Below are 26,783 nucleotides of genomic sequence, written 5' to 3'. Positions count from 1 at the left end.
TGGTTCGAAGTACTGCCGCGCTGTTCTAGCTGTATTTGTAGAAGCCCTCCCCGGTGGCGATGCCGAGCTTGCCCTTGTCGATGTAGTTGTCCTTCAACCACTTCGCGAGTTGCTTGACGTTCTCGTCATCGCTATTGGCGAGAATGTTGTAGGGCGTGGTGAGGCCGATCACATCGAGTATGTGGAAGGGCCCGGCGGGTGCGCCCGTGCCGATCTGCCAGGTCTGGTCGATCGCCTCCGGATCGGCGTAGCCGCCGGCGGCCAGGGCCATGGCGGAGTTCAGCAGCGGCACCAGCAGCGAATTGAGGACGTATCCCGCCTTCTCCTTGTGGATCTGGATCGGCACCATGCCGATGGCCGAGGCGAAGTCCACGACCTCGTGGAAGACCTCGGGATCGGTTTCGGTGGTGCCCATCACCTCGGCGGTATTGAAATGCCAGATCTGATTGGCGAAGTGCAGGGCCAGGAATCGATCCGGGCGGCCGGTGAAATCCTTCATGGCGCTGGGCAGCAGCGTCGAGGAATTGGTGGCGAAAATGGTCTTCTGCGGCGCGAGTTCGGCGAGCTTCTCATAGGTCTGCTGCTTGATCGAGAGCACCTCCGGCACCGCCTCGATCACCAGGTCGGCCTCCCGCACCGCGTTCGCGAGATCGGCGGTCAGGGTGATGGCGGCGGCGGCCTGCTCGGCCTTGCCGTTCCCGCCGCCTTTCACCTGGGTCCGGTAGACGGCCGCGAGTTTCTCGAAGCGCGCTCGTCCGGCTTGCAGGGCCTCCTCGGTGATGTCGTAGGCGGTGACATCGAATCCGCTGAACGCGGTCTGGAATGCGATCTGCGAACCCAGGACTCCGGTGCCGAGGACGGTCACCTTGCGAATGGTCATGCTTTTCTCCTGTTCTCGAGCGAAGCGAAGAAGCCGGCGACGATCTGGGCGATCTGGGCGCGCAGATCGGCGAGGGCATTGTGGCCGGGATGTGCGCCTGTCGCAGGTTGGACAACGGCCAATTGCAGAACCGCGAAGACGGTGCGCCCGGCCAGCCTGGCCTGACCCTCGAGCCGGGGTGAATCGAGGCGGCGGGCCCGGGCGTCCTGGGCCAGTCGTTCGGCGATCATGGACTCCAATCGGGCGACCAGGGCGAGCCCTTCCGAACGGTATTTGTCGGTGGGGGATCCGAACAGCAATTCGCGTTGGTACACAACAGTATTCGCGGGATGCCGGTTGGCGGCCTCGGCAATCGGCGCGGTCATGGCGAGAATGGCTTTCACCGGGTCCCGCTGCGCCCGCGCCTCGCGTTCGCCGCGTTCCAGGGCTGCCCGGAAATCCTCGTTGTACACCATGAGCAGCAACTCGCCCTTGGTCGCCGCGTACCGGAACAGCGTGCCCGCCGCGATATCCGCGCGGTCCGAGATCTGTTGTGTCGTAACGTTCTCGAAGCCGCGTTCAGCAAACAGCGTGGTCGCGGCTTCGAAGATGCGCGATTGCTTATCGTGCATATTTCGCAAGCGCCGGCCGACCTGCGCCGACGTGGGCGGTTCGGTCATCCGGCACCTCCGGACCTGCGGCTGGTAAATGATTAGGCTCAGTAATGAGCGTACTCCCAGTTATCGATCTGGCAACCCCTGATTCCGGGCAGGGGGGTCGTGGCACGCCGTCCCGGACACCGCTAATCTCGAGATCGGGACAATTACGGCGCTCCCCGTCATGGAAGCCGGGCCGAGCCGCTGCGCAAGCCACCCACGTCCACGTGACCCGTGTTCGAAAGGCATTGGAAAACAACAGTTTTGGAGTTCGACTGATTATGGCAACGCGTACGGTACCCGCAGCGGCCTTCCACCCCCGTCCACCCGCCACCACCCCCGACACCTGGCATCCCGGCTCGCTCTGGTGGGATTCGAAGTCCGTCCTGGTGACCCGCCCCATCGCCCCCGGCAGTGTCGCCACCACCCCGCACCTGGTGTTGCCCGCCGATCACGGCCGGCTGGCCTTTCTGCTCTCCTCGCACGGCGCGGAAGCCGAGCAGCTGGCCTATGACGGCCGGGTGGTGATCCAGGCCGGTGATTGGCGCGGCCGCCCGGCGCTGGGTTCGCGCCAGCATTACGGCACCGCCCGCATTATCGGCGACCACTATCTGGCCGAGCGGATCCACGAGGGCATGCGCATCAAGTACGGCGCGCGAACCGCCCTGGCGCGCATGGTCCATCGCCTCGCCAATGGCTCGGTCCCCTACGGTGACCTGGTCGCACTCGTCGAACTGCACCCGCCGCGCCCGCTCATGATCGGGTCGTAGCGCGCCCGCCGATCAGTCGGCGGGCAGCCGCCCCCGGACCTGCTGCGCGCGGCGTACGAGTCCTTCCAGATGCCGGTCGGCGCGGCGCAGGACGTCGCGCGCCCGGCGTTCAGCGGCCACGCTGAAGCGGCGCTGATCCTCGGCCCGGGCCAGCTCGTCGCGCAGGCCCGCGATGCGGGAGTCGAGTTCGGCCAGGTCGGCGGCCGCGCGGTCGTGCTCGGATGCGGCGGAAGCCTGTTCGGCGCGCGCGGATTCGACCTCGGCGATCAGCTCCCCGAGTTCACGGCGCACCGCGGCCCCCGCATCCGGGGACTTGTCCGTGCGCGGCGCTTTACCGGCTGTGCGCGTGGCCGCGGTGACCTGCCGATCCTGCTGGTCAGCGGCTTTCGATGCCCTGGAATCGGATTCGCTGGACCGGTCGGTCCCGACGGCGACGAGGGCGGCCGGGCCGAAGCCCTCATAGCTGGCTGCCGCGGTCAGCGTCCCGGCCCGGACCTGCTCGGCGACCTCCGGATCCGCCAGCGCCGCCTGCAGCGTGCTGCCGACATCGCGCAGTACCGATTCGCTCGGCCGCTGCCCGTGCGCCGCGGCCAGCTCACCGGCCTTCCGGGTGAGCGCGTTGACCACCTGCTGGCGCTGTGTGGTGAGCGTTCGCAACTGCTCACCCGACAGCCGCCGCTGCGCCTCCCGCAGGGCGTCGCCCACCTCCAGCAGTGCGCCCACATCCTCGCCCGCTTCGCGGGCCAGCAGATTCACCGCCCACGCCGCCACGGTCGGCCGCCGCAATGTGCCGATGGCGGTGGCCAGCGCCTTGTCCCCGCCGTCCCGCGCCTGCTGCGCCCGCTCGGTGCGCACCGCCACGAACTCTCCGGGCGGCACCCCGTACAGCTCGGCCGCAACCTCTTCGAGGTTCATACCGCCCAAGCCTACGAGCATGCGGACTCGTCGGTTCGCTACAGCCCGGATCAGTGCGCGCGCAGGCCGTTGTCAGCGCTTGCGCAAACCGTTGAGCAGCAGGTCGAGAATGGCGTCGAGATTGTGTGCGCGGGCTTCCGGTCCCAAGGGGCCGGACATCATGTCGACCATGCTGGGGGTCAGCATCATGTAGATGGCACGGCCGAGGGTGTGGGTGTCGATGTCCGCACGCAGGTAGCCCCGGGCCATACCGAGTTCGAGCGCGGCGGCGGTGCCGGCGGCGAGCGCTTCGTTGACCGCCAGCAGCCGGGCGGTGAGTTCGGCGTCGACGGCGGTGCCCTCGAACATGAGCATGCGGACCATGCCGGGTTCCTCGTCGACGGCGCGCAGCACGGCCTCGCCGACGGCGCGGACATGGGTGAGGAAGCCTTCGAAGTCCTCCGGCGGGCCGTCGCCCCAGGCCTCGCGGGCCACGTCGAACATCTTCTCGATGCCGAAATCGATGACGTGGTCGAGCATGTCGCGCTTGGAGTCGAAGTAGCGGTAGAAGGTGCCGGTGGCGACGCCGAGGCGATCGGTGATGTCGCTGACGCCCGCGGCGGTGTAGCCCTTCTCGATGAAGACGGCGTAGGCGGTCTCGATCAGCTCGCGGCGGCGCTGGGCGGCCAATTCGGCGCGCGGGGGACGGCCGCGTTTGGGGCGGTCGGGGGCGGTCGATCCTTCGGCGGTCATGGGCGCTTTCTCGGGGAGTGACGGCGACGGGAACAGCGTACCGCCCGGAAAATTAGGTGAGTGAGGTCTCGTTCACTTATTTACAGAGGTGTCGGGCGGCTGTTAGCTTTTTGGTGAATGAGACCTCATTCATTGATGCGGGCGACCGCAGATCGCCCGTTCAGCAGCATGGAGACGAACATGGCGAAAGATCCCGTGTCCAAGAAAGATCCGGTGGACAAGGAGGTCCCCACCTCCCGCGCGGTGCGTACCGCCGCACTGGGCCGCATTGCCGCCGGCCAGGTGCTGCGGCAGGCCGGTGCGAAGGTCGCCACGGTGGGGCGCGGCGAGGACAAGAAGAAGGTGGTCATGGACCGCCGGCAGGCCGAGGCCATGCGCGCGCTGGTCAACGGGCTGGGCACCATGCGCGGGGCCGCCATGAAGATCGGGCAGGCGCTGTCGGTGGTGGACGGCGGCATCTTCCCGGACGAGATTCGCGAGGACTTCCAGAAAGCCCTTGCCCAGCTGCGCGATTCGGCGCCGACAGTGTCGTTCGACAAGATGCGCAAGGTGATCGAGGAGGATCTCGGCGGCAAGCTGGCCGAGCACTTCGCGCACTTCGAGGACGCGCCGCTGGCCTCGGCCTCCATCGGCCAGGTGTACCGGGCCCGGCTGCACGACGGCCGCGAGGTCTGCGTCAAGGTGCAGTACCCGGGCATCGACAAGGCGGTGCGGGCCGATATCAAGAACATGGCGCTGCTCACCCACGGGCTGAAAATCATTGCGCCCGCTCTGGATACGAAGGCCATGGCCGATGAGATCCGGGATCGGGTGGAGGAGGAGCTGGACTACGAGCTGGAGGCGCAGAATCAGCGCGCGGCGGCCCGGCTCTATCGCGGGCATCCGTTCATCGTGGTGCCCGATGTGGTGTCGAGCCTGTCGGGGCGGCGGGTGCTGGTCACCGAATTCTTTGCGGGGCGTGGATTCGAGGAGATCAAGGACGCCGATCAGCAGACGCGGAATCGCGTGGCGGAGATACTCTTCCGCTTCTTCGGCGGCGGCATGCTGCGCTACCGGCAGTTCTCCGGTGATCCGCATCCGGGCAACTTCCTGGTCGGTGATGACGGCCGGGTCGCATTCCTGGATTTCGGTCTCTACAAGTACGTCGCGGCCGAGGCGGTCGAGCATCAGCTCCGGATCCAGCGGGCCATGGCCGAGGACGACGCGGTGGGCGTGCATCGGGCGCTGAGCGAGGCGGGCTTCATTCCCGAGCCGGACTCCGTGCCGGTGGACGAGGCCGCGGGCATTGTCGGCGCGGTGATCGGCTGGCTGACCACCGATGAAAACCTGTGCATCACACCGGAAATGGTGAACGACGCCATGGCGCAGACCATTGTGCCCACCTCCGACAGCTTCGGGCTGATTCGCAAGCAGTCGGTGCCGCAGGAGCAGCTGGTCACGCTGCGCACCCTGGTCATGGTGATGGCGGCGCTGGGACAGCTGCGGGCCGAGGGCAATTGGCATCGCATCGCCCGCGAGTGGCAGTACAACGACGCACCCGTCACCGAACTCGGCCGCATCGAGGCGGAATCCGAGTGGGCGATCACGACTCTGGCCGCGGCCGGCTGATCGTCCCAACCATTCGCAAGGAGGAACCCGTGATCACCAATCTGCTCAACGACGTGCTCAGCAACCCCATCACCCGCGGGGCGATCGACCGCGCGCAGGACGCCCGCGATGCCGCCCTGGAGGCGCAGGAGGCGGTGCTCGGCCTGTTGAACCTGCCCACCGCCACCGGTGTGGACACCATCCTGCATCGGATGAAGTCGATCTCGCAGCGCCTCGAACTCCTCGAGGACGCCGTGGAGAATCTCAATCGGTCGGCCGCGACCATCGCCTCCATCTCCAAGAAGCTCGCCGAGCTCGACAAGCACCTCGAGCAGGTGCTCGCGGAGCGGGCGGCCGAGACCACCGTGTGATCCACGATCGAATATTTGGCCTGCGGCTTTCCGAAAGTTAAGCCCGGGAAGCCGAACCGTCATGCACGAGAATCTGAACGTTCAACCATCCGGCCTACCGTCGAGTAGAGGGCACGACGGAGGTTCCGATGCAGAACGCACGTCTTCGAACCGTATGGCTGGCGAATGTGACCGCGGGGGCGGCGGTGGTGACGGCGCGGGCCTCGCTCCCGCGCTCCGCGTTCACCGTTTATCAATCGGCGATCTCGCGATCGGAGGCCGCGCGGGTCCGGCGCAGCGCCATCGTGGCCTCGGACCTCGAGGTGGTCACCGTGACCGATCGGTCCGTGGTGTTGACCTGGACCACCCGGGCGCGGGACAAGACCGGGCGGCTGCGGCCGGCGCCGGCCGATACCGAGGTGCGCATCACCCCGGCCGACGGGGTCGCGCCCGCGCTGCCGCTGTATGCGGACGAGCGGCCGACCGCCTTCCACTACGCGGAGATCGACGGGCTGGAGCCGGGGCGGAGCTATCGGTTCGAGGCGTACTCGGCCGGGCACCGGGTGGTCCCGGCGCGCACGCGGGTGACGCAGCGGGCCGGAACACCGGAGACCACCGGGGTTTTCACCACCCTCACGCCGCCGCCGGGCCGTCTGCTGCGCACCCTCGCGCTGGCCAATGACGTGCACTACGGGGAGGAGGCCAGCGGCATCTTCGTGGCCGGATGGCCGCCGGGGCTGCGGCACGACACCGAGGATCATCCGGAGGTCATGCTCGACGCGCTGCTGGATGACGTGCGCGAGCCCGGGCGGGGCGCCGATCACCTGATCCTGGCGGGCGATCTCACCGACAGCGGGACGCTGGCGCAGTCGCTGGGCGTGCGCGCCCGGCTGGATCGCTGGGGTGCGCTCGGCCGCGACTATTTCGTCTGCCGCGGCAATCACGATGCGCCGCTGCGGTATCCGGACGATCCCTGGGGTTCGGTCTTCCATCCCCGCCAGCAGCTGGTCGACAACCGGGCGGGCGGGTTGCGGATCATCGGCCTCGACACCACCCGGCTGCGCGGGGCGGGCGGGACGATCGTGCGCCCGCAACTGGATCACCTGCGCGAGCTGCTCACGGCGGAGCCGGAGCGCCCCACCCTGATCTTCGGCCACCACCCGGTGACTTCCTGTGCGGCGGTGAGCAATCCGGGCGGTCCGGGCTTCGTGCTGGACCGTTCCAACGCGGCCGCACTGCACGATCTCTACCGCGCCGCGCCCGGAGTCTTCCTGCACCACTGCGGCCACACTCACCGAAATCGCCTGGGCCGCCCCGATTCCGGCATCGACGTGGAATTCCTCGAAGTAGCCGCGGTCAAGGAATACCCGGGCGGCTACCTGCTGCTGCGAATCTACGAGGGCGGCTACATGGCCAACTTCTACAAGACGCGCACGGAGCCGGCCCGCAGCTGGAGCACCCGCACCCGCCGCCAATTCCTGGGCATGTATCCCGATCACGCACTCGGCAGCTTCGCCTCGCGCAATCATGTTGTGCTGCGCGACTTCTCCGGTCTGGCGGCCGCGGACTCCGCGGCCGTCGTTCAGCGCGGATGGGCGGCGACGTAGCGGGCCACCTCGAAGTCGCGCAGTTTCTGGGCCTCCGGATTCTTCAGGTCCTCGGGCAGGCCGTGCTGGCGGAGCCGATGGGCGCGGTTGAGGTGCATGTGCGCCGAGCAGTAGAACCACGCCAGGATCATGGCCAGCAGCGTCATCGCGCCGCGCAGCCACAGCTCGCCAGGGAAGCACAGGAATGCGGCGAACAGTGGTGAGAACGGCACCATCCCGCGAATCAGGTGCCGCATATAGGAGTGCTTGCAGGTCAGGTCGTAGCGGACCCAGTCCGTCATCGAATCCGGCAGGCGCCGCCCGAGGGCGTAGCCGAGCCATTGGATCGGATTGGGCCGCCGTTGTGGTTTCGATGTCATACCCACAGTCTTCGCGCGCGCGAATGTGCCCGGTAGCGGGTGCGATTCTGGTTATGCATAGAACGGTTCTATGGCTTGCGGGCCGGGAAGCGTTCCTCGAGGAAGTCGGCGAAAACCTGCCGGGAGATCTGCGTACCCCAATCACCCCAGGTGAAGTCGTACACATGCTCGCCGTAGGGCACCGGCAGCAGTTCGTTCGGCACGCCCGCGTCGTCGAGGCGATCGATCAGGGCCACCGACTGCTCGTAGGGGACCACATGATCGCGGGTGCCGTGCATGATCAGCGTGGGCGGCAGCCCCGGGCGCACATAGTTGATCGGCGACGCGGCCGCGTAGTGGCTGGGCACTTGCGCGGGCGTGCCGCCGGTGTAGTCCTCGACCAGATCGCGGATCTCCGGTAGCAGCCGCGGATCTCGCCATGCGGCGGCGAGATCGGTCGCCGGATAGAAGGTGGCGACCGCCCGCACGGAGGTGTCGGGCACCGCGCAACTGGGCGCGATCGGATCGGCATAGGCCGCCATGAGCGCCAGATTCCCGCCCGCCGAACCGCCCGCCACCATCACCCGCTCCGGATCGATCGTGTACTCCAGCGCATGCTGCTTGACCCACCCGATCGCGCATTTCACATCCGCCGCCGCCTGATCCCACCGCGGCGGCGGCGACATCCGGTACTCGATGGCGAACACCGCATACCCCTTGTCGTTCAACCACTTGTGCCACTTCGGCGCCTCCCCCCGATCCCCGTGCGCCCACCCGCCCCCGTGCACCCACACCACCGCGGGCCGCGCCCCCGACGGCCCGCCCATGGGCACCTTGGCATCCAGCAGCAAGGCCGTCCCGTCGATGGTGTTGTAAATCGTGCTCAACGACTCGACCGGCCGCCCCGAATTGGACCCACCGGTGACATAGTCCAGCACCGACAACTTCGCCTCGTACCGATCAGCCGACCGATACGAACTCACCACCGGAAACACCGCCGCGACAACCCCGATCAGGCACACCACCGCGGTTCCAATGCCGACCACCCGCAGCGCACGAGCCATTCGCCGCTGTGCGAGCAACGCCGACAACCCGGCGCCGAACAATCCCAGCGGTATCAAATAGAACCCGTAATTGCTCACCAGATACGACAGCTCGACCATTTCGGCGGGAATCCGCGCGGTGGCAATCACATACGTGAACAACCCCATCGCCACCGCGACCAGCACGGCCACACCGGCCGAGACCAAGCGCACGACCATGCCGCCCATTAACGCATGCACTCACCACGCCGACCCCCGCCGACACGCCCCCACTCCGGACGCCGAGCTCAGCTCGCCCGGAATTCGGCGGTGGTCAGTCCGGCGACGCCCCAGTCCTCGAGTTCGACCTCGTCGATGAGGACGAAGGTGAGGCGGGGGTCCTTGTCGAGGACGTCGACCAGGACCTGGGTCATGCGGGCGATGATCTCGGCCTTCTGTTCGGGGGTGGCGCCTTCGCGGGTGATTTTGACGTTGACGTAGGGCATGGTGGGGCTCCTTTGAAGGGGTGGTCAGCTGAAGGGGTGGTCAGCGGCGGGCGGTGACGAAGCCGCCGTCGTGGTCGAGTTGGGCGCCGGTGGTGAATTCGGCGTCGGCGAGATGCAGGACGGAGGCGGCGATTTCGGAGGGCTCGGCGACCCGATCCAGGACCGCGAGAGCGCCCAGGCCGTCCACGTCGGAGGCGTGCAGCGGGGTGCGCACGATGCCGGGGGAGACCTCGTTGACCCGGATGCCGTAGGCGGCGAGTTCGGCCGACAGTGAAACGGTGAGGGCGCGGACACCGCCCTTGGACACCATGGCGGCGCTGGCCGGGAAGCCGGCGATGGAGTGGGAGAGCAGGACGGTGGTGATGTTGACGATGGCGCCGCCGGAGCCCTGCTGGATCATGCGGCGTGCGACGGCCTGGGTGATCAGGTAGGTGCCGCGCAGGTTGCCCTGCAGGAAGCTGTCCAGCTGAGCGGGGGTGACCTCGGTGAACGGGGTCGAGGCGAAGGTGCCGGCATTGTTCACCAGGATGTCCGCCGAGCCGAACGCCTCGACCGCGGTATCGACCAGGGCTTGTCCGGTCGCCTCGTCGGCGAGATCGCCGACCGTGAACCGGCTGCGCACACCGCCGTCCAGCTGGGCGACGGCCTTCTCCAGCTTGGCCCGGTCGCGGCCGCCGATCACCACATTGTCGCCACGGGCGACCAGCGCCGCCGCGACGGCGAAGCCGATGCCGCTGGAACCGCCGGTCACGATCGCGGTGCGTGGATTGCTCGTCATCTCATCCTCTTTCGTTTCCGCCCGGCTCTCGATCGCCGGCGCCCTTCGAGGATCGTCCGGAGGCGCTATATAAGTCCACGACGTAATAGTTCGCCAACCGCTAAGCTGAGCTTATGGATTTGGATGTCCGCGATCTGGAGCTGCTCGACGCGCTGGCGACCGGCGGCACCCTGCAGCAGGCGGCCGATCGGCTCTATGTCAGTCAGCCCGCGCTCAGCCAGCGGCTGCTCAAAATGGAGGAGCGGCTGGGTACCCCGTTGTTCGACCGGGTGGGGCGGCGGCTGGTGCCCAATATGGCGGGAAAACGCCTGTTGCCGAGAGCATCTCGCATTCTCGCCGATCTCGCCGCCGCCGAGCAGGAGGTGCGCGAGATGGCCCGCTACGGCGATCGCCACATCCGCCTCGCCACCCAGTGCGCGACCACCTTCTCCTGGCTCACCCCGGTCATGCGCGAACTCCGGATCAATCGCCCCGACAGCCTGATTCGCGTCCAGAACATCGGCGACGAGGACCCCATCGACGCCCTGCTCGCCCAGCGCATCGACGTCGCCGTGGTCACCAAACTGCACTCCACCGCCGACCACGTCCACCTCACCCACCTCATGGACGACGAGATGCTGGCCGTGGTCGCCCCCGACCACCCCTGGGCCACAAGGGAACACATCACCGGCGCCGACTTCGCCACCGAGAACCTGATCCTCTACGACACCTACGATCCGAGCCGCCCCAACCCGACTCCGCCGCCGCTGCCGCCCGGCACCCACCCCGCCCGGCTGACCCTGATCCCCATCCTCACCGAACTGTTCATCGAATTGGTCGTCGCCGGTGAGGGTGTCGGCGTCCTCCCGTCCTGGGTAGCGGCCCCCTTCGTGGCCCGCGGCGATATCGCAACCGTCCGCATCGGCGCGGGCGGCGACATGAGGCCCTGGTACGCCGGCGTCCGCCCCGATGACGACCGCCCGCACATACGGGATTTCGTCGCTCTCATCCGAGCGCATTTCAATGCCGAACCGGCCGAAGCGGCGGCCCGCTGGGACGCCGCTTCGTTCTGATCCCGCCCTGGCCTGGTTCACGCGGGCACGATGACGACTTTGCCTGTCACCGTGCCGGATTCGGCGAGCTCCAGGGCGCGGGCCGCTTCGCTGAGGGGGATGCGGGCGGCGACCTGGGCGTGCAGGACGCCGGTGGCGCCGTTGACCACGAAGGTTTCCGCCTCGGCGGGATCGAGGGATTCGGGGACCCGGACCAGGTCGGCGGCCTCCAGCAGGATGTGGCTGCTCCAGCCGCCGATCTTGGTCAGGGCCGCCACGCGGCGGCCGACGAGGCTCGGGTGCCGCGGCGCATCTGCTGTTCGGCGAAGGAGACGCCGGAGGCGTCCACCCGGACCAGCGCCTGATGCGCTGCGGGCGCGGGCAATTCGCGCTCGGTCACGAGCAGGCCCTGTGGTTCGACCTTGCCGGGGTTTTTCGGGATTGTCCAGAGGGGCCTCGGGAATCCCGGGCCGTCGATACCGTGGAGGGGCGAGACGGCGGTTCCGATAGTTGGAGGTTGCGTGAATTCCCTGTTCCCGGCGGCGGATTCGCCCAAGAAGGCCCTGATGAACGTGCGAATCCTCGATGGATCGGGCATATCCGGTCCGACGACCGTGGTGATCGACGGCTCCGTCCTCGGCAGCGACCCCGAGGGTGCGGAGCGGATCGACGCGCAGGGTGCGGTGCTGCTGCCCGGCTTCATCGACTGCCATATTCATCTGCACGGCCGGGAGACCCTCGACCAGCTGGCGGCGCACGGCGTCACGACGGCCTTGGATATGACCACCTGGCCCGTCGAGAAGCTGGCCGGGCTGCGGGAAGTGCCCGGTACCAGCGATATTCGCAGTGCGGGCGTGCCGGTGATCGGCGGGGGCGGAGTGCACGCCAAGCTGCCCGGGCTGGCCGCCGAGGCGGTCATCGCCGATACCGCGCAAGCCGATCGCATGGTGGCCGAGCGTGCGGCCGCCGGTTCCGATTACGTGAAGCTGGTGCTGGAGGCCCCCGGACAAGGCGGGCCCGAGCCCGAAGCCGCCGCGGCGGTGGTGACGGCCGCGCACGCCCGGGACCTGCGGGTCATCGCGCATGCCACCGCGATCAGCGCGTACGCCCTGGCCGCGCAGATCGGCGTGGACGTCGTCACGCATGTGCCGTTGGACGGCGTGGTCCCCGCGGAAGTGGTGCGGCTCTTGGCCGAACGCGGCCTCACCGTCGTCCCGACCCTGGTGATGATGGAGGGCATCGCGGCGGCGATCGGCGCGCCCGAGGCTTTCGACGGCTGCCTCGCCACCGTGCGCGCCCTGCACGAGGCGGGCGTGCCCGTCCTCGCGGGCACCGATGCCAATGCCCAAGCGGGCGTTCCGTTCCAGCCGCCGCACGGGGCCGCGCTGCACCGCGAGCTCGAACTGCTGGTGTCCGCCGGGCTGACCCCGGCCGAAGCTCTCCGCGCCGCAACACTGCTGCCCGCAGAGCATTTCGGGCTGCACGACCGCGGCCTGATCGAGCCCGGCCTGCGCGCCGACCTGGTGCTCCTCGACGGCGACCCGCTCGCCGATATCCGCGCAACGCGTGAGATCACCCGCGTCTGGTGTGCGGGGACCGAGCACGACGTGGCGAAACCCGATAACTGACAGCCGGTTCCACCTCGCACCAAGGCGCTGTGCGGCCCGCGCCCTGTGCGGTCCTCGTCGCGCCGGCACTCTCTATTCGGCATTGCGCCCCGCTGCCGTCAGGCAGCGGGGCACGAGATCACAGAGCTACTTCAGCGCGTGCTCCGCGCCGCGGTTGAGCGGGACCGGGTTGGTATTGCCCGCGGTCGCGCGGTCGATGCCCTTGGCGGCCGGGTTGGCTTGCACCAGTTGGTCTTTGCGATCGAAGAGGACCTTGGTCAGCACGCACGCCAGGTTGGCGTCGATATTGTCGCGGACCAGCAGGACATTCGGGACCACGATCGTCTTCACATCGGCGGGCAGGCCGTAGGTGGCGGCCGGAATGACGCCCTGCTCGTAGACCGGGTTGACCGTGCGCATCTTGTCGAGCTGATCGGCGATATCGAGGAACTTCACCGAATCCTTTGCGGTGGTGAACAAGTCGGTGATACCCGGCGTGGGCAGCCCGCCCGACCAGAACATGGCGTCGACCGAACCGTCCTTCATGCCTTCCACGGTCTTGGTCAGGTCCAGGCGCTGGGCGGAGATGTCCGAGTCCGGATTCAGCCCCGCGGACTGCAGCAGCCGGTTGGCGATGACCTCGGTCCCGGACTTGGGCGAGCCGGTGGACACCCGCTTGCCGCGCATATCGGCAATGGAGTTGATGTTCGCGCCATTGCGCACGATCACCTGGGTGTAGTTGGTGTAGATGCGCGAGATCGCCTGGATCGGCTGCTTTTCCTTGAAGGTGTCCCCGGCGCCGAGCACGGCGTCGGCGGCGGAATCGGCGAGGGAGAACGCCACCTGATACTGCCCCTGCACGAGCTGCTGGATGTTCTGCACCGAGGCGCCGGTCTCGGCGGCGGTCGCCTTCACCTTGCCGCCGGTGGCCGCCGAGATCTGCTCCGCGTAGGCATTGCCGAGCGCGTAGTACACGCCCGTCGCATTGCCGGTCGCAATGCTGACCCGCGTCTCCTGCGTCACCTCGCAGGTGATCTCGCCGCCGGTGTCGGCCGTCGGAGTGTCCTGCCGGCCACCGCATCCGGTGAGCAGCGCGGCCGTGACCGCCGCCGCCACCGCGATCGTCGCGAATCTGGTCATGATTTCCCCTCGTGTGAGACCGGCTTCGAAAGAGCTTGTGCCGGGGCCGGTTCCCGACGGTGACTTGTGAAGCGGGTGAGCGCCCAGGCCGCGGCCAGCAGCGCCGCCCCGATGCCGAGCGTGACGAAGTTCGGATACAGCAGCACGACACCCGCCAGGGCCGCGAGTATCCGGGCGACCCGGTCGGCGTGCCCGGCGCCGAGAATCCAGCCGCCGGTGGCCATGGCCAGCGCCGCCACCGCGAGCGCGACCATCAGGCTGGTGATGACGATTTCGACGATCGGCCCCCGGCCCAGCAGCCGCTCACCGGAATCGGTGAGCACGAACACCAGCGGAACCAGGAAGGCGGGCAACGCATATCGCAGGGTCTGCCACATGGTCGGCAGCGGCCGGGCGCCGGTCACGGCCGCCGCTCCGACCGCCGCGAGCGCCGTCGGCGGCGTCACCTCCGACAGCACCGAGTAGTAGAAGACGAACATGGCGGTCGCGGGCGCGGACACGCCCAGCGTCAGCAGCGCCGGCCCGATGATCACCCACCCGATCACGAACGACGCCGTCACCGGAATGGCCAGCCCCAGCAGCGCCAGCGCGATGGCCGCCAGCGCCACCGTGGCCGCCAGCACCACGGTCGCATTGTCGGACAAGGCCGATGCCGTCCGCACCAGCACCGCCGCCAGCTGCGCGCCCAGCCCGGTCTTGGTGGTCATCGAGGTGATGATCCCCGCCGCCGCGCACACCGCCACCACCGGCAGGGCCGAGCGAATGCCCGCCGACAGCGATGACAGGCTGCCCGTCACGAACTCCCGCACGGCCGCGCGATCGAACGAACCCTGCTGCCGCACAGCCCGATCGATCAAGGCCAGCACCAGCGCCAGCGCCGTGGCGTACGCGACCGCCTTGGTCGCGCTCACCCCGATCAGCAGCAGCACGATGATGGCGATCAGCGACAGGAAGTGATATCCGAAGCGCCCCAGCAGTTTCCACGCCGGCACCGGCGGCTGTACCACTTCACCGTTGGTGGCGGCCGTGCCCTGCGAGTGGAACCGCCGCGCATCGATCTCGACCGCCAGCAGAATCCCCAGGTAGTAGAGCACCGTCGGAATCGACGCCCAGACGAGCACCTGCAGATACGAAACCTCCAGGTATTCGGCCACAATGAACGCCGCGACCCCCAGCGTCGGCGGCGACAGAATCGCCCCCACGCCCGCCGCGGCGAGCATCCCGCCGGCCTGTTCCGGCGAGTATCCCGCCTTCCGCAGGATCGGCCACGTCACCGCTCCCGTGCTGACCGCGGTAGCCGTCCCCGACCCGGACACGGTCCCCAGCAGGAATCCGGACGTGACCGCGGTCCGCCCCGGCGCGCTGTTCGACCGCCGGAACGCCGCCACCGACAGCTCCACGAAAAACCGTGCCGCCCCTGAGAATTCGAGCACCGCCCCATAAATCGTGAACAGCACGATGTAACTGGCGGCCACATCGAGCGGAGTCCCGTAGAACCCGCTGGCCGAGTTGTACAGCGCATCCACGATCTGCGAAAAGTCCAGTCCCGCATGCGCCACCGACCAGTCCTGCGGCAGCAGCCCGCCGTAATACCCGTACGCCAGGAAGATCGCGCCCACCAATGGCAGCACCCACCCCGTGGTCCGCCGGCAAGCCTCCAGCACCAGCAGCAGTACTACCGCGCCCATTCCGATATCGACGGGATCGAGCAACCCCTGCCGATCCAGGAATTCGTTGTAACCCCCGCCTCCGGAACCAATTTCAAATGGAAGCACCGGATAAAGGCAGGCAACCAGCGCCACCCCCGCCAGCACCCAATCCAGCCACACCGGCCGATCCACCCGATCCAGCCGCCGCCACCCCGACCCGTAACTCAGGAAAACCAACGGCAGCGTCAACCCCAGGAACAGAACGAGGTAATACTGACTCCCCTGCGCCAGCGGCCGGAAAACCTGCCACAGCGCCAGCGCCCCAATCCCGAACGCCCACACCGAAACCAGGCGATTCGACCACCCCCGCAATGCCCGCGAGGGCCGCTCCTCATCGTCCACCCCGAGCTCGGCCGGCGTAGCCAGACCCGTACTGGCACCTTGCGCAGCCAACATGTGCGAGACGATATAACGCTCAGTTTGTTTCCGCAGACGAACAAAGCCCCCATTTCCGGACTACGCCGCACTCCGGTGCGGATGATCGAGCGTGGCGCGGGCCCGGATCAGAACCTGCGCGGGATCGAAGGCGTCGGCATGCCAGAGGTCGGTGGCCACGGTGACCCGACCGCGCCAGGCCCGGACGATCTCGGTGTGCACCGGCCATCGAACGAACCGGCGCATATCTCGCTCGGACTCCCAAACGGTGATCGAACCACCCCGGAACTCGCCGGGACGACCCCAGAGCCACAGCCCCACGGCTCCTTGCATGACCGGCCAAGTCCGGCCCAATTCCAGCCCGAGCTCATAGATCTGGCGGACATCGTCCTCGGAGCCGGTCTGGAAATCCGTCACGCTGACACATACCGGACCCGGGATGTCATGGCGTGGACCGGGTTTCCATGGCATGAGGACGGTGCCGTCGGCGAAGGCGGGTACGGAGTCAATAGTACGCATGTGCATACCGTATGCGTAAGCCTATGATTAAGCAACAATGGTGAGCGCCGTCGAGGGGCTCCGGGGTGCGGATATTTCGACCCGCGATACGCCGATATGGCACGATCGTGCAGGTGAGCAACCGGACCGGTACTCAGCAACATCTGCAGGATCTGGCGCGGCTGCGGCGGGTCAAGGATCGGATCGACCGGGAGTACGCGCAGCCGCTGGATGTGGAGCGGCTGGCTCGGGATGCGCATATGTCGGCGGGGCATTTGAGCCGGCAGTTCAAGGCCGCCTATGGGGAATCGCCCTATTCGTATCTCATGACGCGACGGATCGAGCGGGCCATGGCATTGCTGCGGCGGGGGGATCTCAGCGTGACCGAGGTGTGCTTCGAGGTGGGGTGTTCGTCGCTGGGGACGTTCAGTACGCGGTTCTCCGAGCTGGTCGGCGTGTCGCCGAGTGTGTACAAGCGGGAGGCGGAGGAGGCGCGGAATACCGAGGGGATTCCGCCGTGCGTGGCGAAACAGGTCACCAGACCGGTCAGGAATCGAGAAGCACCGGCCGCCGGGCAGCAATTAGCGTGATGCGCATGGACATCAGAATTGCTCAGAGCTACTTACCGCAGACCGATCCGGAGGCCGCGATCGGCTTCTACCGCGACGTGCTCGGGTTCGAGGTGCGCTCCGACGTCGGGTTCCAGGGCATGCGCTGGATCGCCGTCGGGCCGCCCGGCCAGCCCGATATCGCCATTGTGCTGTACCCGCCGGGGGCCGATCCGGGAGTCACCGAGGACGAGCAGAAGGTCCTAGAGGAGATGATGGCCAAGGGCACCTTCGCCAGCATCAACCTGGCCACGCCGGACCTCGACGGGGTCTTCGAGAAATTGCAGGCCAGTGATGCCGAGGTCGTGCAGGAGCCGACCGACCAGCCCTACGGCGTGCGCGACTGCGCCTTCCGGGATCCCTCCGGCAACATGATCCGCATCAAGCAACTCTGAGGAGACGGACGGATGAGCCCTGCCACGAAAGCGAAGCGGGCGCCCGCCCTGCCGGCCGCGGACAGTCACGATCTGATCCGGGTGCACGGCGCGCGCGAGAACAATCTCAAGGACATCAGCATCTCGATTCCGAAGCGCCGGCTCACGGTGTTCACGGGCGTCTCGGGCTCGGGGAAGAGCTCGCTGGTGTTCGCGACCATCGCCGCGGAATCGCAGCGGCTGATCAATGAGACCTACAGCGCTTTCGTGCAGGGCTTCATGCCGACGCTGTCGCGGCCCGACGTCGACGTGCTCGAGGGGCTGACCACGGCCATCATCGTCGATCAGGAGCGGATGGGGTCGGACCCGCGCTCCACGGTCGGCACCGCCACCGACGCCAATGCCATGCTGCGCATTCTGTTCAGCCGGCTGGGCAAACCGCATATCGGCTCACCGCAGGCGTTCTCCTTCAATGTGGCCTCGATCAGCGGGGCGGGCGCGGTGAGCATCGAGCGCAATGGTCAGACGGTGAAGGAGCGGCGCAGCTTCAGCATCACCGGCGGCATGTGCCCGCGCTGTGAGGGGCGCGGGTCGGTCAACGATATCGATCTGACCCAGATCTACGACGAGAACAAATCGCTCAACGAGGGCGCGCTCACCGTGCCCGGTTACAGCATGGACGGCTGGTACGGCCGGATCTTCAGCGGCAGCGGCTTCTTCGACATGGACAAGCCGATCAAGAAGTTCACCAAGAAGCAGCTCAACGACCTGCTCTACAAGGAGCCGACCAAGATCAAGGTCGAGGGCATCAACCTCACCTACGAGGGCGTCATCACCAAGCTCCGCAAGACCACCCTCGCCAAGGACGTCGACTCGATGCAGGCGCACGTGCGGGCATTCGTGGAGCGGGCGGTCACCTTCCAGACCTGCCCCGACTGCGAGGGCACCCGGCTCAGCGCCGAGGCCCGGTCCTCGAAGATCAAGGGCATCAGCATCGCCGACGCCTGCGCCATGCAGATCAGCGATCTCGCCGACTGGGTGGGCAAGCTGAAGGAGCCGTCGGTGGCCCCGCTGCTGGAATCGCTGAAACACACGCTCGACTCCTTCGTGGAGATCGGGCTGGGCTACCTCTCGCTGAACCGCCCGTCCGGGACGCTGTCGGGCGGTGAGGCGCAGCGCACCAAGATGATCCGCCACCTCGGCTCCTCGCTCACCGATGTCACCTACGTCTTCGACGAGCCCACCGCCGGCCTGCACCCGCACGACATCCAGCGGATGAACAATCTGCTGATCCAATTGCGGGACAAGGGTAATACGGTGCTCGTGGTCGAGCACAAGCCGGAGACCATCGTCATCGCCGACCACATCGTGGACCTCGGTCCCGGCGCGGGCGCGGCGGGCGGCGAGGTCTGCTTCGAGGGCAGCGTCGACAAACTGCGCACCAGCGGCACCATTACCGGAAGGCACTTCGACGATCGCGCGTCGCTCAAGGACGAAGTGCGGAAGTCCAAGGGCGCACTGAAGATTCGCGGCGCGAAGGCGAACAACCTGCGCAACGTCAATGTCGACATCCCGCTCGGGGTACTGTGCGTGATCACCGGCGTGGCGGGCTCGGGCAAGAGCTCGCTCATCCACGGATCCATTCCGGCCGCGGAGAACGTGGTGGCCGTCGACCAGACCCCCATTCGCGGCTCGCGCCGCAGCAATCCGGCCACCTACACCGGCCTGCTGGAACCGATCCGCAAGGCCTTCGCCAAGGCCAATGGCGTGAAACCCGCCCTGTTCAGCGCCAATTCCGAGGGCGCCTGCCCGAACTGCAACGGCGCCGGCGTCATCTACAGCGATCTCGCGATCATGGCCGGCGTAGCCACCGTCTGCGAAGTATGCGAGGGCAAACGCTTCCAAGCCGAGGTCCTGGACTACAAGCTCGGCGGCCGCGACATCGCCGAAGTACTCGCCATGTCCGTAGCCGCCGCCGAAGAATTCTTCGCCTCCGGCAAAGCCCGCATCCCCGCCGCACACGCCATCCTCCAGCGCCTGGCCGACGTCGGCCTCGGCTACCTCACCATCGGCCAGCCCCTCACCACCCTCTCCGGCGGCGAACGCCAGCGCCTCAAACTGGCCACCCACATGGCCGACAAAGGCGGCGTCTACGTCCTGGACGAACCCACCACCGGCCTCCACCTGGCCGACGTCGAAAACCTGCTGTCCCTCCTAGACCGCCTGGTCGAATCCGGCAAGTCCGTCATCGTCATCGAACACCACCAAGCAGTCATGGCCCACGCCGACTGGATCATCGACCTGGGCCCCGGCGCCGGCCACGACGGCGGCACAATCGTCTTCGAAGGCACCCCCGCCGACCTGGTCGCGTCCCGCTCCACCCTCACCGCCGAACACCTCGCCGACTACGTCGGCGCCTGACCGCCGCGCAATCCGATTCCCGGGCACCCGGCAGCACGCGCTGCCGGGTGCCCGTCGGGTCTGTCAGGAATCCCGGGCGAGCAAACGTGCCAGTGGCCGCCGGTGGTGCGGGCGGTAGCGGTCGGCCCAGCGGGGGTTGTCCTCGTTGCGGCGGTAGGCGGCGACGCGGCCGACGATGCCGAAGCGCAGGCGGGTGCCCTCGCCGATGACCTCGCCGTCGGCGGCGACGGCCTGGGGTGCGGTGAGGTCGACAATGAGTTCGCGGGTTTGCCGTTCGCCATAAACCTTGCTGTGCCCAACCGCCGCCAAGGCCAGGGCGAGCACCGCCCGCGTCCGAGAGAAGCGCAGGTCCGCCCGCAGCCAGCGGACATCGAGCAGTCCCTCGTCGAGCCGGGAGCGAAACGCGGGAACAGCCCCGTGCGGGTGATACGGCCCATTGCCCACGAACAGGAACCACACATCATGCCAGCGGTCGTCCACCCGAATGCGAATCGGCGTGGCCCGCCGCAGCGTCACCACCAGGGCCGCCGCGAAAGCCGGCCACTTACCCCAGCGCTCCTGCCATTTCTCGCGCAGCCGCACCAGATCCGGATAGGAGCCGAGGCTGGCGGTATTGATCCAATAATGCGTGCGCACCCCATCGGCGGTATCGAATTCCACACCGGCGATATCGACGGCCACGGCTTCCCCCGCTCCGGTGGCGTCGACAACCTCCCGCAGGTCGTACACGCCGAGATCGCGCGCAAAATGGTTGAGCGTGCCGGTCGGTATGACGACCAGCGGCAGCTTGTGCCGCACCGCGACCGCCGCCGCCGCGGCAATGGTGCCGTCACCACCGGCCGCGCCCACCGCCACGATCCGATCCGGATGCGCCGCCAGCGCCTCTTCGAGCTGCTCGACGCAATCCCGCCCGGGCTCGGTGCGCAGCACCAGCGCGGCGGGCAGCGCCGTGGCGATATCGAGCGTCGGGTCGTAGTAGGGATCGCCGGACACCGGATTCACCGCCAGCACCAGCCCATTCCCCGCCACCAGGGCGGGTGCGTCGCGCACCACGCGCGCCTCCGCCTCATCGGATTCGCGCACCGGCCACCAGCGCCGGGTGGCCAGCGCGACACCGGATCCGATGGCCGCGCCCACCAGCACATCCGAGGGCCAGTGCACGCCGGTGTGCACGCGCGAATACGCGACGGTCGCCGCGAGCGGCCCCACCGCCAGCGCGGTGCGCGGGCTCTCCAGGGCGACGGCCGTGGCGAAGGCGGCCGCGCAGGCGGCGTGCCCGGACGGGAACGACGAGGACGTCGGCACCTTGACCAGCCGCCGATGCGCCGGCAGCACCTCCGCCGCCGGCCGACGCCGCACGAACAGCGATTTCAGCACGAAGTTCACCACCACGGTGGTGCCCCCGACGGACACCATGCCGCGCAGCGCGGCCCGGCGGGTGGAACCCGGTTTGGTGGCCAGCAACGCCGCGGTGACCGACCACAGCAGGCTGTGATTGGCGGCGGTGGTCAATCGCAACATGCCGGAATCGATTCCGGACTTGGGTATCCGGGCGACCACCCCCGTCATCGATCGGTCGATATGTCCCACCCTGCGGAATCTCCGCCGCAACCGCGCACTCACCTGTTCGACCCTACCGACCTTGACGGCCAGTGCATTTCGAACGGTCCGGCAAATCCGGACCGGCCTGTTTGCTGGACCGGTGGGCGCAATGCCCGATACGGGAATATGCTCAAGGTAACCGGCTGGTAGTTGTATCGAGGTTGCCGTGGCGTATATCGATCCGCTCTCCACGCAACGTTCGCCGACCTCCGGATTCGCGGCGGAACTCGAGGCTGCCGGGTTCGCCGACGCCATCGAGATCGGGCGGGGCGGCTTCGGCGTCGTGTATCGCTGCTTCCAGGCTGCCCTCGACCGGATGGTGGCCATCAAGGTGCTCACCGCCGATCTGGAATCGGAGAACCTGGAACGCTTCGTCCGCGAGCAGCTGGCCATGGGCAAGCTGTCCGGGCACCCGAACATCATGACCGTCTTCGAGGTGGGATCCACCGCGACCGGGCGGCCCTACATCGTCATGCCGTATCAGGCGCACGGCTCGCTGGATGCCCGGGTCGCCGAGCAGGGCCCGATCACCTGGCAGGAAGCGGTGCGCATCGGCGTGAAGATCGCGGGCGCGCTGGAGACCGCGCATCGGCGCGGCATGCTGCACCGCGATGTGAAGCCGGGCAATATCCTGCTCACCGAATACGGTGAACCACTGCTCGGCGACTTCGGCATCGCCCGGCTGGTGGGCGGTTTCGAGACGACGGCCGGGACCGTCACCGGCTCGCCCGCCTTCACCGCCCCCGAGGTCCTGCAGGGGCAGACGCCCGACGCCACCGCCGATGTGTACAGCCTGGCCTCCACGCTGTTCTGCGCGAGCACCGGGCACGCGGTCTTCGAGCGGCGCAGCGGCGAACAGCTGGTGGCGCAGTTCGTGCGCATCACCAAAGCGCCGATCCCGGATCTGAGCGGATCCGGGCTGCCCGCCGATCTGACCGCGGCCATCGAGGGCGCCATGGCCCGCGATCGCGGGAAACGGCCCGGCACCGCAGCGGAATTCGGCGAAATGCTGCGGGAGGTGCAGGAGCGGCACGGCCTGCCGCTCGATGAGATGGCAGTACCGTTGCCGGCCGCCGAACCGGCCGCCCATCGCACCGCGCCGACGCCGACCGGATCCAGCCGCCGGCGCGGCACCTCCTCGGCGCGCGTGACCCCGCCGGTTCCGGCCACCCGGCTGCGGCCGCCGGTGCTCACCCGGGCGCTGGTCGAGCGGGAGCGGCTGATCGACCGGCTGCGGCAGGGGAGCGGGCGGCGGCTGGTGGTCATCCACGGCCCCACCGGTTTCGGCAAGACCACCCTGGCCGCGCAGTGGGCGGCGGCGCTCACCGCCGACGGCGTCTCGGTGGCCTGGCTGACCGTCGATCACGACGACAATAATGTGGTCTGGTTCCTGTCCCATCTCATCGAAGCCATTCGGGCCGTGCGGCCTTCGCTGGCGCGGGAGCTGGGGGAGCTGCTGGAGGAGCACGGTGACGAGGCCGAACGCTTCGTGCTCACCTCGCTGATCAACGAGATCGACCGGCGCGGTGAGCAATTGGCGATCATGATCGACGACTGGGATCGCGTCACCGATCCGGCCACCACCGGTGCGCTGCGCTTCCTCATCGAAGGCTGCTGCCCCGGCGTGCAGACCGTGGTGACCAGCCGGCGCCAGACCGGGCTGCCCATGAGCTCCATGCGCGGGCGCGACGAGCTGGTGGAAATCGGCACCGCCGCACTGCGTTTCGATATCGACGAGACCTACGAGTTCCTGGTCGAGCTGAGCGAGCTGGAGCTGGATCGCGGGGATGTGGAGGATCTCACCGAATCGACCGGCGGCTGGATCGCGGCGCTGCAGCTGGCGGTGCTGTCCCTGCGCGGCAGCGAGGATCCCGCGCAGCTCATCGGCCATCTGACCGGACGCCACCACGCCATCAGCGAATTCCTCGCCGAGAACGTCCTGGACACCCTCGAACCCGGAATCCTGGATTTCATGGTGGCGACCTCGATCACCGAACGGGTCTGCGGCGAGCTGGCTTCCGCGCTCACCGGTGTTCCCGACGGGCAGGCGCTGCTGGAGCACATAGAGCAGCAGGATCTGTTCCTGCGCAGGCTCGATGGCGGCCAATGGTTCCAATACCACCGCCTGTTCCAGGATTTCCTGCAACAACGCCTGGAACACGATCTGCCCGAACGCATCGACGATCTGCACCGTGCCGCCTCGGCCTGGTTCGCCGAACATCGGCACGTCAGCGAGGCGGTCGATCACGCCCTGCTCGCCGGGGACGAGCAGCGCGCGGTGGAAATCGTCGAGCGCGACGGCATGTCGCTGCTGGAGTACGGGCAGATGGCCACTCTCATCGGCTTGGTCAATAAGCTGCCCGCCCCGGTCATCGAAACCCATCCACGGCTGCAACTCGACCTGGCCTGGGCCAATATCCTGCTGCACCGCGCCGTGCCCGCCGAACGCGCGCTGCGGCTGGCCGAGGCGACCATCGACCAGGGCGGCCTCGATCCGGAGACGGCCGCGCTGCTGCGCGCCGAGGCCGGTGTGGTGCACGCGGTCATCACCGTCCGCGCCGATGTCCTCGCCGGTGTCGAGGACATGCTGGCCCCCTGCTTCTTCCGCGCCGACGACCTCTCCCCGTACGTGGTCGCCATCGGCGCGAATGTGGCCAGTTTCGCGGCCGGCTACCGCTACGACTTCGACGAGGCGCTGCGCATCCAGGAATGGTCCGCCCCGTACATGCGCCGCAACAAAGGCTTCTACAACAACGTCCACGGCCTGTGCTTCCTGGGCGGCGCGGCCAGTCTGCAACTCGATATCGCCGGGGCCGAGAAGTATTTCCGCAAGGCCCTCAAGGTCGCCAAGCAGTCCGGCGGCAGCCACTCCTACGGCGCGCGCCTGGCCGGATCCCTGCTCGGCGAACTCCTCTACGAGCGCAACGAGATAGCCGAGGCCGAACGCCTGCTCGACGAGGGCTACAAACTCGGCCCCGATGCGGGCGTGGTCGATTTCAAGCTCGCCCGCTATGTGGTCGGGGCCCGCGTCAAGGCCCTGCTCGGCGACCGCAGCGCCGCCATCCGCCGCCTCAATGAGGGTGCGCGCGTGGCGCATTCCATGAACCTGCCGCGCCTGCGCGCCGAAGTCGAGAACGAACGCCTCCGCCTGGGCCTGCCCCCGCATCCCGAATTCGGACCCCTACCGGTGGTCGACTACAACAATCGCCGCACACCGGTGGACGCCATCGACGAATTCACCGTCCTCTACGAGGAATTCACCTCCATCCGCCTCCTCCTCGCCGACGAGACCCCCGAAAGCACCGCCCTGGCCTGCACCTGGGCCAAGGAGTGGGTGGACAAACTCGAATCCGTTCACCGCCCACGGGAACTCCTCAAGGCCCGCCGCCTCCTGGTGGCCTGCCTGGCCGCGGCGGGCCGCACCGCGGAAGCGAAGACGCTCCTGGCCACGGTCACCGCCCAATGCGCCGAACTGGGTTCGGTCCGCTACATCCTCGACGGCGGCCCGCACGTGGTGGCCACCCTGGCGGCCCTGCACGAGGACCAGACCACCGGCCGCTGGCAGACCGACTGGCCCCACGTCCCGGCCGCCTTCCTCCAGGCCCTGGTCGACGCCCACGCCGCCCAAACCATCTGAAGCATCATCGACCGGGAACTGGTGGCGGGCGCTACTCGGGAATCGGCGTTGTGGTCCGCGTGATGAGAGCCGTTGCCGCCAGTGCGATCAGTAGGGCGGCGGCGCAGATGTAGGCGGAGATCTCGATACCGGTGCTCATGGCGGCGCGTGCCGACTCCGCGACCGCGGTGGTGCCCGGATCGGCGGCGAGCGCGGGGATGACCGCACCCGCGCTGTCGGCGACCGTGCGGCTCAGTTCGTCGGCGGCGGGGTGGCCGGTGTCGGCGAGCCGGTCGCGGACGCCGGTGCCGAGGAGGCTGAAGAACACCGTCGTGAGCAGTGCGATGCCCAGCGCCGAGCCCAGTTCGCGGGCGGTGCTCTGGATTCCGGAGCCTTGGCCCGAGAGTTCGGCGGGCACGTCGGCGAGGACGGCATTGGTCACCTGGGCGGTGGCGAAGCCGACGCCGATGCCGTAGACGAACAAGGCGATGGCAATGGCCCACCAGGCGGTGCCGGTCCCGGCGATCAGTCCGAGCAGTGCCAGCCCGCCTGCTTCCAGCAGCAGTCCGATGCGCACCTGGGTGAGGGCGGAGGCGGTCAGGGAGAAGCTCGCGCCGCTGGCGCAGAAGCTGCCGACGGCAAGTGCCGCGAGTGCCAGCCCGGCCTGCAATGCGCTGTAGCCCAAGGTGAATTGCAGCCAGAGGGGCAGCACCGCGATGATGCCGAACTCGCCGAGGCCGACGATCAGGGTGACGGCATTGCCGGTGCGGAACGAGCGGATGCCGAACAGGCGCACATTCATGAGCGGCTCGCCGCCCGTGCGCGTCAGGGCGGCCTGTCGTCGCCAGCAGGCGTAGAGGGCGAGACCGGCGGCGAGGAAGGCGACGAGGACCGGCGATGGTCCACTGTCCCAGCGGAATTCACCGATGCTCAGCGGTGTGATGGTGACCAGCCAGCCGTAGGTGCGTCCTTCGATCAGGCCGAAGGCGAGCAGTCCCAGGCCGATGATCGACAGCAGCGCGCCGATTCGATCGACTCGCCCCGAAATGCGTTGGGGAGCGGGAAGGTAGCGCAGGACGCCGATGGCGATCAGCGCCACCAGCGGGAGGTTCACGCCGAAGGCCCAGCGCCAGGAGAAGTCCGCCAGCCAGCCGCCCAGCAGCGGACCGACGGCGGCGGCCGCGCCGATGGTGGAGCCCCAGATCGCGAACGCCTGCCCGCGCGCCTTGCCGGTGAAGCTCGCGTTCACCAGCGCCAGCGAGGTCGGCAGGATCAGGGCCCCGCCGATGCCCTGGAGGAAGCGTGCGCCGATGAGCAGCGCGCCGCTGGGTGCGATGGCGGCGAGCAGGCTGGTCGCGCCGAAGACGGCCAATCCGATCAGGAAGATGCGCCGCGCGCCGTGCAGGTCGGACAGCCGCCCGGCGAGCAGCAGCAGGGCGGCGAAGACGATGGCGTAGGACTCCTGGATCCATTGCGCCTCGATCGAGGTGATGCCCAGATCGTCGATGATCGGCGCGACGATCACATTGACGATGGTCATGTCCACCACGATCAGCGCCACGCCCAGCGAGACCGCGATCGAGCCGAACCACACCCGCCGCGCGGGTGCGTCTATCTCGGTAGCCAATGTACCTCCATGGTAAAGTAACTTCATCATGAAGCTAAAGCGGCGACGGGTAGGT

Annotated in this window: 25 protein-coding genes; 10 read left to right on the top strand and 15 right to left on the bottom strand. The window is 68.0% G+C overall.

The window, feature by feature from the left end; translation table 11 throughout:
- Positions 1 to 25 precede the first annotated feature (25 nt).
- On the bottom strand, positions 26 to 880 hold the full coding sequence (locus tag ACFVIV_RS31550; protein WP_379202636.1) for a 3-hydroxyacyl-CoA dehydrogenase: 855 nt from the start codon (positions 878 to 880) through the stop codon (positions 26 to 28).
- Positions 877 to 1,539: a TetR/AcrR family transcriptional regulator gene (locus ACFVIV_RS31545; RefSeq protein ID WP_379202634.1), complete on the bottom strand. Its 663-nt coding sequence runs from the start codon at positions 1,537 to 1,539 to the stop codon at positions 877 to 879. The genes ACFVIV_RS31550 and ACFVIV_RS31545 overlap by 4 nt, the downstream gene beginning before the upstream one ends.
- Positions 1,540 to 1,796: 257 nt before the next feature.
- Between ACFVIV_RS31545 and ACFVIV_RS31540 the strand changes: the two genes are divergently transcribed.
- Positions 1,797 to 2,285: a hypothetical protein gene (locus tag ACFVIV_RS31540; protein WP_379202632.1), complete on the top strand. Its 489-nt coding sequence runs from the start codon at positions 1,797 to 1,799 to the stop codon at positions 2,283 to 2,285.
- Between the two features lie 12 nt (positions 2,286 to 2,297).
- Here the strand turns inward: ACFVIV_RS31540 and ACFVIV_RS31535 are convergent, their stop codons facing one another.
- Positions 2,298 to 3,200: a hypothetical protein gene (locus tag ACFVIV_RS31535; protein ID WP_379202630.1), complete on the bottom strand. Its 903-nt coding sequence runs from the start codon at positions 3,198 to 3,200 to the stop codon at positions 2,298 to 2,300.
- Positions 3,201 to 3,272: 72 nt separating this feature from the next.
- Positions 3,273 to 3,932, bottom strand: a complete 660-nt coding sequence (locus tag ACFVIV_RS31530) for a TetR/AcrR family transcriptional regulator (protein WP_379202628.1) — start codon at positions 3,930 to 3,932, stop codon at positions 3,273 to 3,275.
- Between the two features lie 180 nt (positions 3,933 to 4,112).
- On the opposite strand from ACFVIV_RS31530, the gene ACFVIV_RS31525 reads away from it, so the two are divergent.
- The 3 genes from ACFVIV_RS31525 to ACFVIV_RS31515 all read left to right on the top strand — a co-directional run bounded on the left by ACFVIV_RS31525 (position 4,113) and on the right by ACFVIV_RS31515 (position 7,476).
- A complete protein-coding gene (locus ACFVIV_RS31525; RefSeq protein ID WP_379202626.1) occupies positions 4,113 to 5,540 on the top strand; it encodes an ABC1 kinase family protein in 1,428 nt (475 codons plus the stop codon).
- A gap of 29 nt (positions 5,541 to 5,569) precedes the next feature.
- Positions 5,570 to 5,890, top strand: a complete 321-nt coding sequence (locus ACFVIV_RS31520) for a hypothetical protein (RefSeq protein ID WP_379202625.1) — start codon at positions 5,570 to 5,572, stop codon at positions 5,888 to 5,890.
- A 128-nt stretch (positions 5,891 to 6,018) separates the two neighbouring features.
- The gene (locus ACFVIV_RS31515) at positions 6,019 to 7,476 is read left to right on the top strand and encodes a metallophosphoesterase (protein ID WP_379202623.1); all 1,458 of its coding nucleotides are present in this window, start codon (positions 6,019 to 6,021) and stop codon (positions 7,474 to 7,476) included.
- Here ACFVIV_RS31515 and ACFVIV_RS31510 read toward each other — a convergent pair.
- The 4 genes from ACFVIV_RS31510 to ACFVIV_RS31495 all read right to left on the bottom strand — a co-directional run bounded on the left by ACFVIV_RS31510 (position 7,452) and on the right by ACFVIV_RS31495 (position 10,120).
- Entirely contained in the window at positions 7,452 to 7,835 is a 384-nt protein-coding gene (locus ACFVIV_RS31510) for a DUF5313 family protein (protein ID WP_379202621.1), read from the bottom strand. The genes ACFVIV_RS31515 and ACFVIV_RS31510 overlap by 25 nt on opposite strands.
- A gap of 68 nt (positions 7,836 to 7,903) precedes the next feature.
- A complete protein-coding gene (locus ACFVIV_RS31505; protein ID WP_379202619.1) occupies positions 7,904 to 9,076 on the bottom strand; it encodes an alpha/beta hydrolase fold domain-containing protein in 1,173 nt (390 codons plus the stop codon).
- Between the two features lie 68 nt (positions 9,077 to 9,144).
- Entirely contained in the window at positions 9,145 to 9,342 is a 198-nt protein-coding gene (locus tag ACFVIV_RS31500) for a 4-oxalocrotonate tautomerase family protein (protein WP_379202617.1), read from the bottom strand.
- Positions 9,343 to 9,382: 40 nt separating this feature from the next.
- The gene (locus ACFVIV_RS31495; protein ID WP_379202615.1) at positions 9,383 to 10,120 is read right to left on the bottom strand and encodes an SDR family NAD(P)-dependent oxidoreductase; all 738 of its coding nucleotides are present in this window, start codon (positions 10,118 to 10,120) and stop codon (positions 9,383 to 9,385) included.
- 113 nt (positions 10,121 to 10,233) lie between these two features.
- Here ACFVIV_RS31495 and ACFVIV_RS31490 point away from each other — a divergent pair, with 113 nt between their 5' ends.
- Positions 10,234 to 11,172 (top strand): LysR family transcriptional regulator, encoded by a 939-nt coding sequence (locus tag ACFVIV_RS31490; RefSeq protein WP_379202613.1) that lies wholly within the window; start codon positions 10,234 to 10,236, stop codon positions 11,170 to 11,172.
- 17 nt (positions 11,173 to 11,189) lie between these two features.
- On the opposite strand, the gene ACFVIV_RS31485 is transcribed toward ACFVIV_RS31490, so the two are convergent.
- Together ACFVIV_RS31485 and ACFVIV_RS31480 are read right to left on the bottom strand one after the other, a co-directional pair.
- Entirely contained in the window at positions 11,190 to 11,429 is a 240-nt protein-coding gene (locus ACFVIV_RS31485; protein ID WP_379202611.1) for a zinc-binding dehydrogenase, read from the bottom strand.
- The gene (locus ACFVIV_RS31480; RefSeq protein WP_379202609.1) at positions 11,417 to 11,551 is read right to left on the bottom strand and encodes a hypothetical protein; all 135 of its coding nucleotides are present in this window, start codon (positions 11,549 to 11,551) and stop codon (positions 11,417 to 11,419) included. The genes ACFVIV_RS31485 and ACFVIV_RS31480 overlap by 13 nt, the downstream gene beginning before the upstream one ends.
- Before the next feature lie 121 nt (positions 11,552 to 11,672).
- Between ACFVIV_RS31480 and ACFVIV_RS31475 the strand changes: the two genes are divergently transcribed.
- The gene (locus tag ACFVIV_RS31475; RefSeq protein WP_379202607.1) at positions 11,673 to 12,779 is read left to right on the top strand and encodes an amidohydrolase family protein; all 1,107 of its coding nucleotides are present in this window, start codon (positions 11,673 to 11,675) and stop codon (positions 12,777 to 12,779) included.
- A 126-nt stretch (positions 12,780 to 12,905) separates the two neighbouring features.
- Here the strand turns inward: ACFVIV_RS31475 and ACFVIV_RS31470 are convergent, their stop codons facing one another.
- From ACFVIV_RS31470 to ACFVIV_RS31460, 3 genes are read right to left on the bottom strand one after another with little or no spacing between them, the layout of a single operon-like run.
- Positions 12,906 to 13,898 (bottom strand): TAXI family TRAP transporter solute-binding subunit, encoded by a 993-nt coding sequence (locus tag ACFVIV_RS31470; protein ID WP_379202605.1) that lies wholly within the window; start codon positions 13,896 to 13,898, stop codon positions 12,906 to 12,908.
- Positions 13,895 to 16,003 (bottom strand): TRAP transporter permease, encoded by a 2,109-nt coding sequence (locus ACFVIV_RS31465; protein ID WP_379202603.1) that lies wholly within the window; start codon positions 16,001 to 16,003, stop codon positions 13,895 to 13,897. Before ACFVIV_RS31465 ends, ACFVIV_RS31470 begins: the two co-directional genes overlap by 4 nt.
- 60 nt (positions 16,004 to 16,063) lie before the next feature.
- A complete protein-coding gene (locus tag ACFVIV_RS31460) occupies positions 16,064 to 16,501 on the bottom strand; it encodes a hypothetical protein (RefSeq protein WP_379202601.1) in 438 nt (145 codons plus the stop codon).
- A gap of 113 nt (positions 16,502 to 16,614) precedes the next feature.
- Here ACFVIV_RS31460 and ACFVIV_RS31455 point away from each other — a divergent pair, with 113 nt between their 5' ends.
- From ACFVIV_RS31455 to ACFVIV_RS31445, 3 genes are read left to right on the top strand one after another with little or no spacing between them, the layout of a single operon-like run.
- A complete protein-coding gene (locus tag ACFVIV_RS31455; RefSeq protein ID WP_379202599.1) occupies positions 16,615 to 17,070 on the top strand; it encodes a helix-turn-helix transcriptional regulator in 456 nt (151 codons plus the stop codon).
- A 5-nt stretch (positions 17,071 to 17,075) separates the two neighbouring features.
- Positions 17,076 to 17,483, top strand: coding sequence for a VOC family protein (locus ACFVIV_RS31450; protein WP_379202597.1), 408 nt, complete (start codon positions 17,076 to 17,078; stop codon positions 17,481 to 17,483).
- A 12-nt stretch (positions 17,484 to 17,495) separates the two neighbouring features.
- Positions 17,496 to 19,883, top strand: coding sequence for an ATP-binding cassette domain-containing protein (locus ACFVIV_RS31445; RefSeq protein WP_379202595.1), 2,388 nt, complete (start codon positions 17,496 to 17,498; stop codon positions 19,881 to 19,883).
- 63 nt (positions 19,884 to 19,946) lie between these two features.
- On the opposite strand, the gene ACFVIV_RS31440 is transcribed toward ACFVIV_RS31445, so the two are convergent.
- Complete coding sequence (locus ACFVIV_RS31440) at positions 19,947 to 21,452, bottom strand: bifunctional phosphatase PAP2/diacylglycerol kinase family protein (protein WP_379202594.1); 1,506 nt, start codon at positions 21,450 to 21,452, stop codon at positions 19,947 to 19,949.
- A 199-nt stretch (positions 21,453 to 21,651) separates the two neighbouring features.
- On the opposite strand from ACFVIV_RS31440, the gene ACFVIV_RS31435 reads away from it, so the two are divergent.
- Complete coding sequence (locus ACFVIV_RS31435) at positions 21,652 to 25,122, top strand: protein kinase (RefSeq protein ID WP_379202592.1); 3,471 nt, start codon at positions 21,652 to 21,654, stop codon at positions 25,120 to 25,122.
- 31 nt (positions 25,123 to 25,153) lie between these two features.
- On the opposite strand, the gene ACFVIV_RS31430 is transcribed toward ACFVIV_RS31435, so the two are convergent.
- A complete protein-coding gene (locus ACFVIV_RS31430) occupies positions 25,154 to 26,728 on the bottom strand; it encodes an MFS transporter (protein WP_379202590.1) in 1,575 nt (524 codons plus the stop codon).
- Positions 26,729 to 26,783 lie beyond the last annotated feature (55 nt).

Origin of the sequence: Nocardia sp. NPDC127526, from assembly GCF_042672265.1 — a bacterium.
Classification (GTDB): Bacteria; Actinomycetota; Actinomycetes; order Mycobacteriales; family Mycobacteriaceae; genus Nocardia.
Note: the sequence above shows the minus strand (reverse complement) of the source record. Positions and strands in the feature narration are given on the sequence as shown.

Coding starts and splice junctions, on each gene's coding strand:
- ACFVIV_RS31540 (WP_379202632.1), top strand. CDS start 1,797: ATGGCAACGCGTACGGTACCCGCAGCGGCCTTCCACCCCCGTCCACCC.
- ACFVIV_RS31495 (WP_379202615.1), bottom strand. CDS start 10,120: ATGACGAGCAATCCACGCACCGCGATCGTGACCGGCGGTTCCAGCGGC.
- ACFVIV_RS31535 (WP_379202630.1), bottom strand. CDS start 3,200: ATGAACCTCGAAGAGGTTGCGGCCGAGCTGTACGGGGTGCCGCCCGGA.
- ACFVIV_RS31505 (WP_379202619.1), bottom strand. CDS start 9,076: ATGGTCGTGCGCTTGGTCTCGGCCGGTGTGGCCGTGCTGGTCGCGGTG.
- ACFVIV_RS31530 (WP_379202628.1), bottom strand. CDS start 3,932: ATGACCGCCGAAGGATCGACCGCCCCCGACCGCCCCAAACGCGGCCGT.
- ACFVIV_RS31470 (WP_379202605.1), bottom strand. CDS start 13,898: ATGACCAGATTCGCGACGATCGCGGTGGCGGCGGCGGTCACGGCCGCG.
- ACFVIV_RS31440 (WP_379202594.1), bottom strand. CDS start 21,452: ATGACGGGGGTGGTCGCCCGGATACCCAAGTCCGGAATCGATTCCGGC.
- ACFVIV_RS31550 (WP_379202636.1), bottom strand. CDS start 880: ATGACCATTCGCAAGGTGACCGTCCTCGGCACCGGAGTCCTGGGTTCG.
- ACFVIV_RS31445 (WP_379202595.1), top strand. CDS start 17,496: ATGAGCCCTGCCACGAAAGCGAAGCGGGCGCCCGCCCTGCCGGCCGCG.
- ACFVIV_RS31525 (WP_379202626.1), top strand. CDS start 4,113: ATGGCGAAAGATCCCGTGTCCAAGAAAGATCCGGTGGACAAGGAGGTC.
- ACFVIV_RS31515 (WP_379202623.1), top strand. CDS start 6,019: ATGCAGAACGCACGTCTTCGAACCGTATGGCTGGCGAATGTGACCGCG.
- ACFVIV_RS31545 (WP_379202634.1), bottom strand. CDS start 1,539: ATGACCGAACCGCCCACGTCGGCGCAGGTCGGCCGGCGCTTGCGAAAT.
- ACFVIV_RS31460 (WP_379202601.1), bottom strand. CDS start 16,501: ATGCGTACTATTGACTCCGTACCCGCCTTCGCCGACGGCACCGTCCTC.
- ACFVIV_RS31500 (WP_379202617.1), bottom strand. CDS start 9,342: ATGCCCTACGTCAACGTCAAAATCACCCGCGAAGGCGCCACCCCCGAA.
- ACFVIV_RS31450 (WP_379202597.1), top strand. CDS start 17,076: ATGGACATCAGAATTGCTCAGAGCTACTTACCGCAGACCGATCCGGAG.
- ACFVIV_RS31490 (WP_379202613.1), top strand. CDS start 10,234: ATGGATTTGGATGTCCGCGATCTGGAGCTGCTCGACGCGCTGGCGACC.
- ACFVIV_RS31510 (WP_379202621.1), bottom strand. CDS start 7,835: ATGACATCGAAACCACAACGGCGGCCCAATCCGATCCAATGGCTCGGC.
- ACFVIV_RS31465 (WP_379202603.1), bottom strand. CDS start 16,003: ATGTTGGCTGCGCAAGGTGCCAGTACGGGTCTGGCTACGCCGGCCGAG.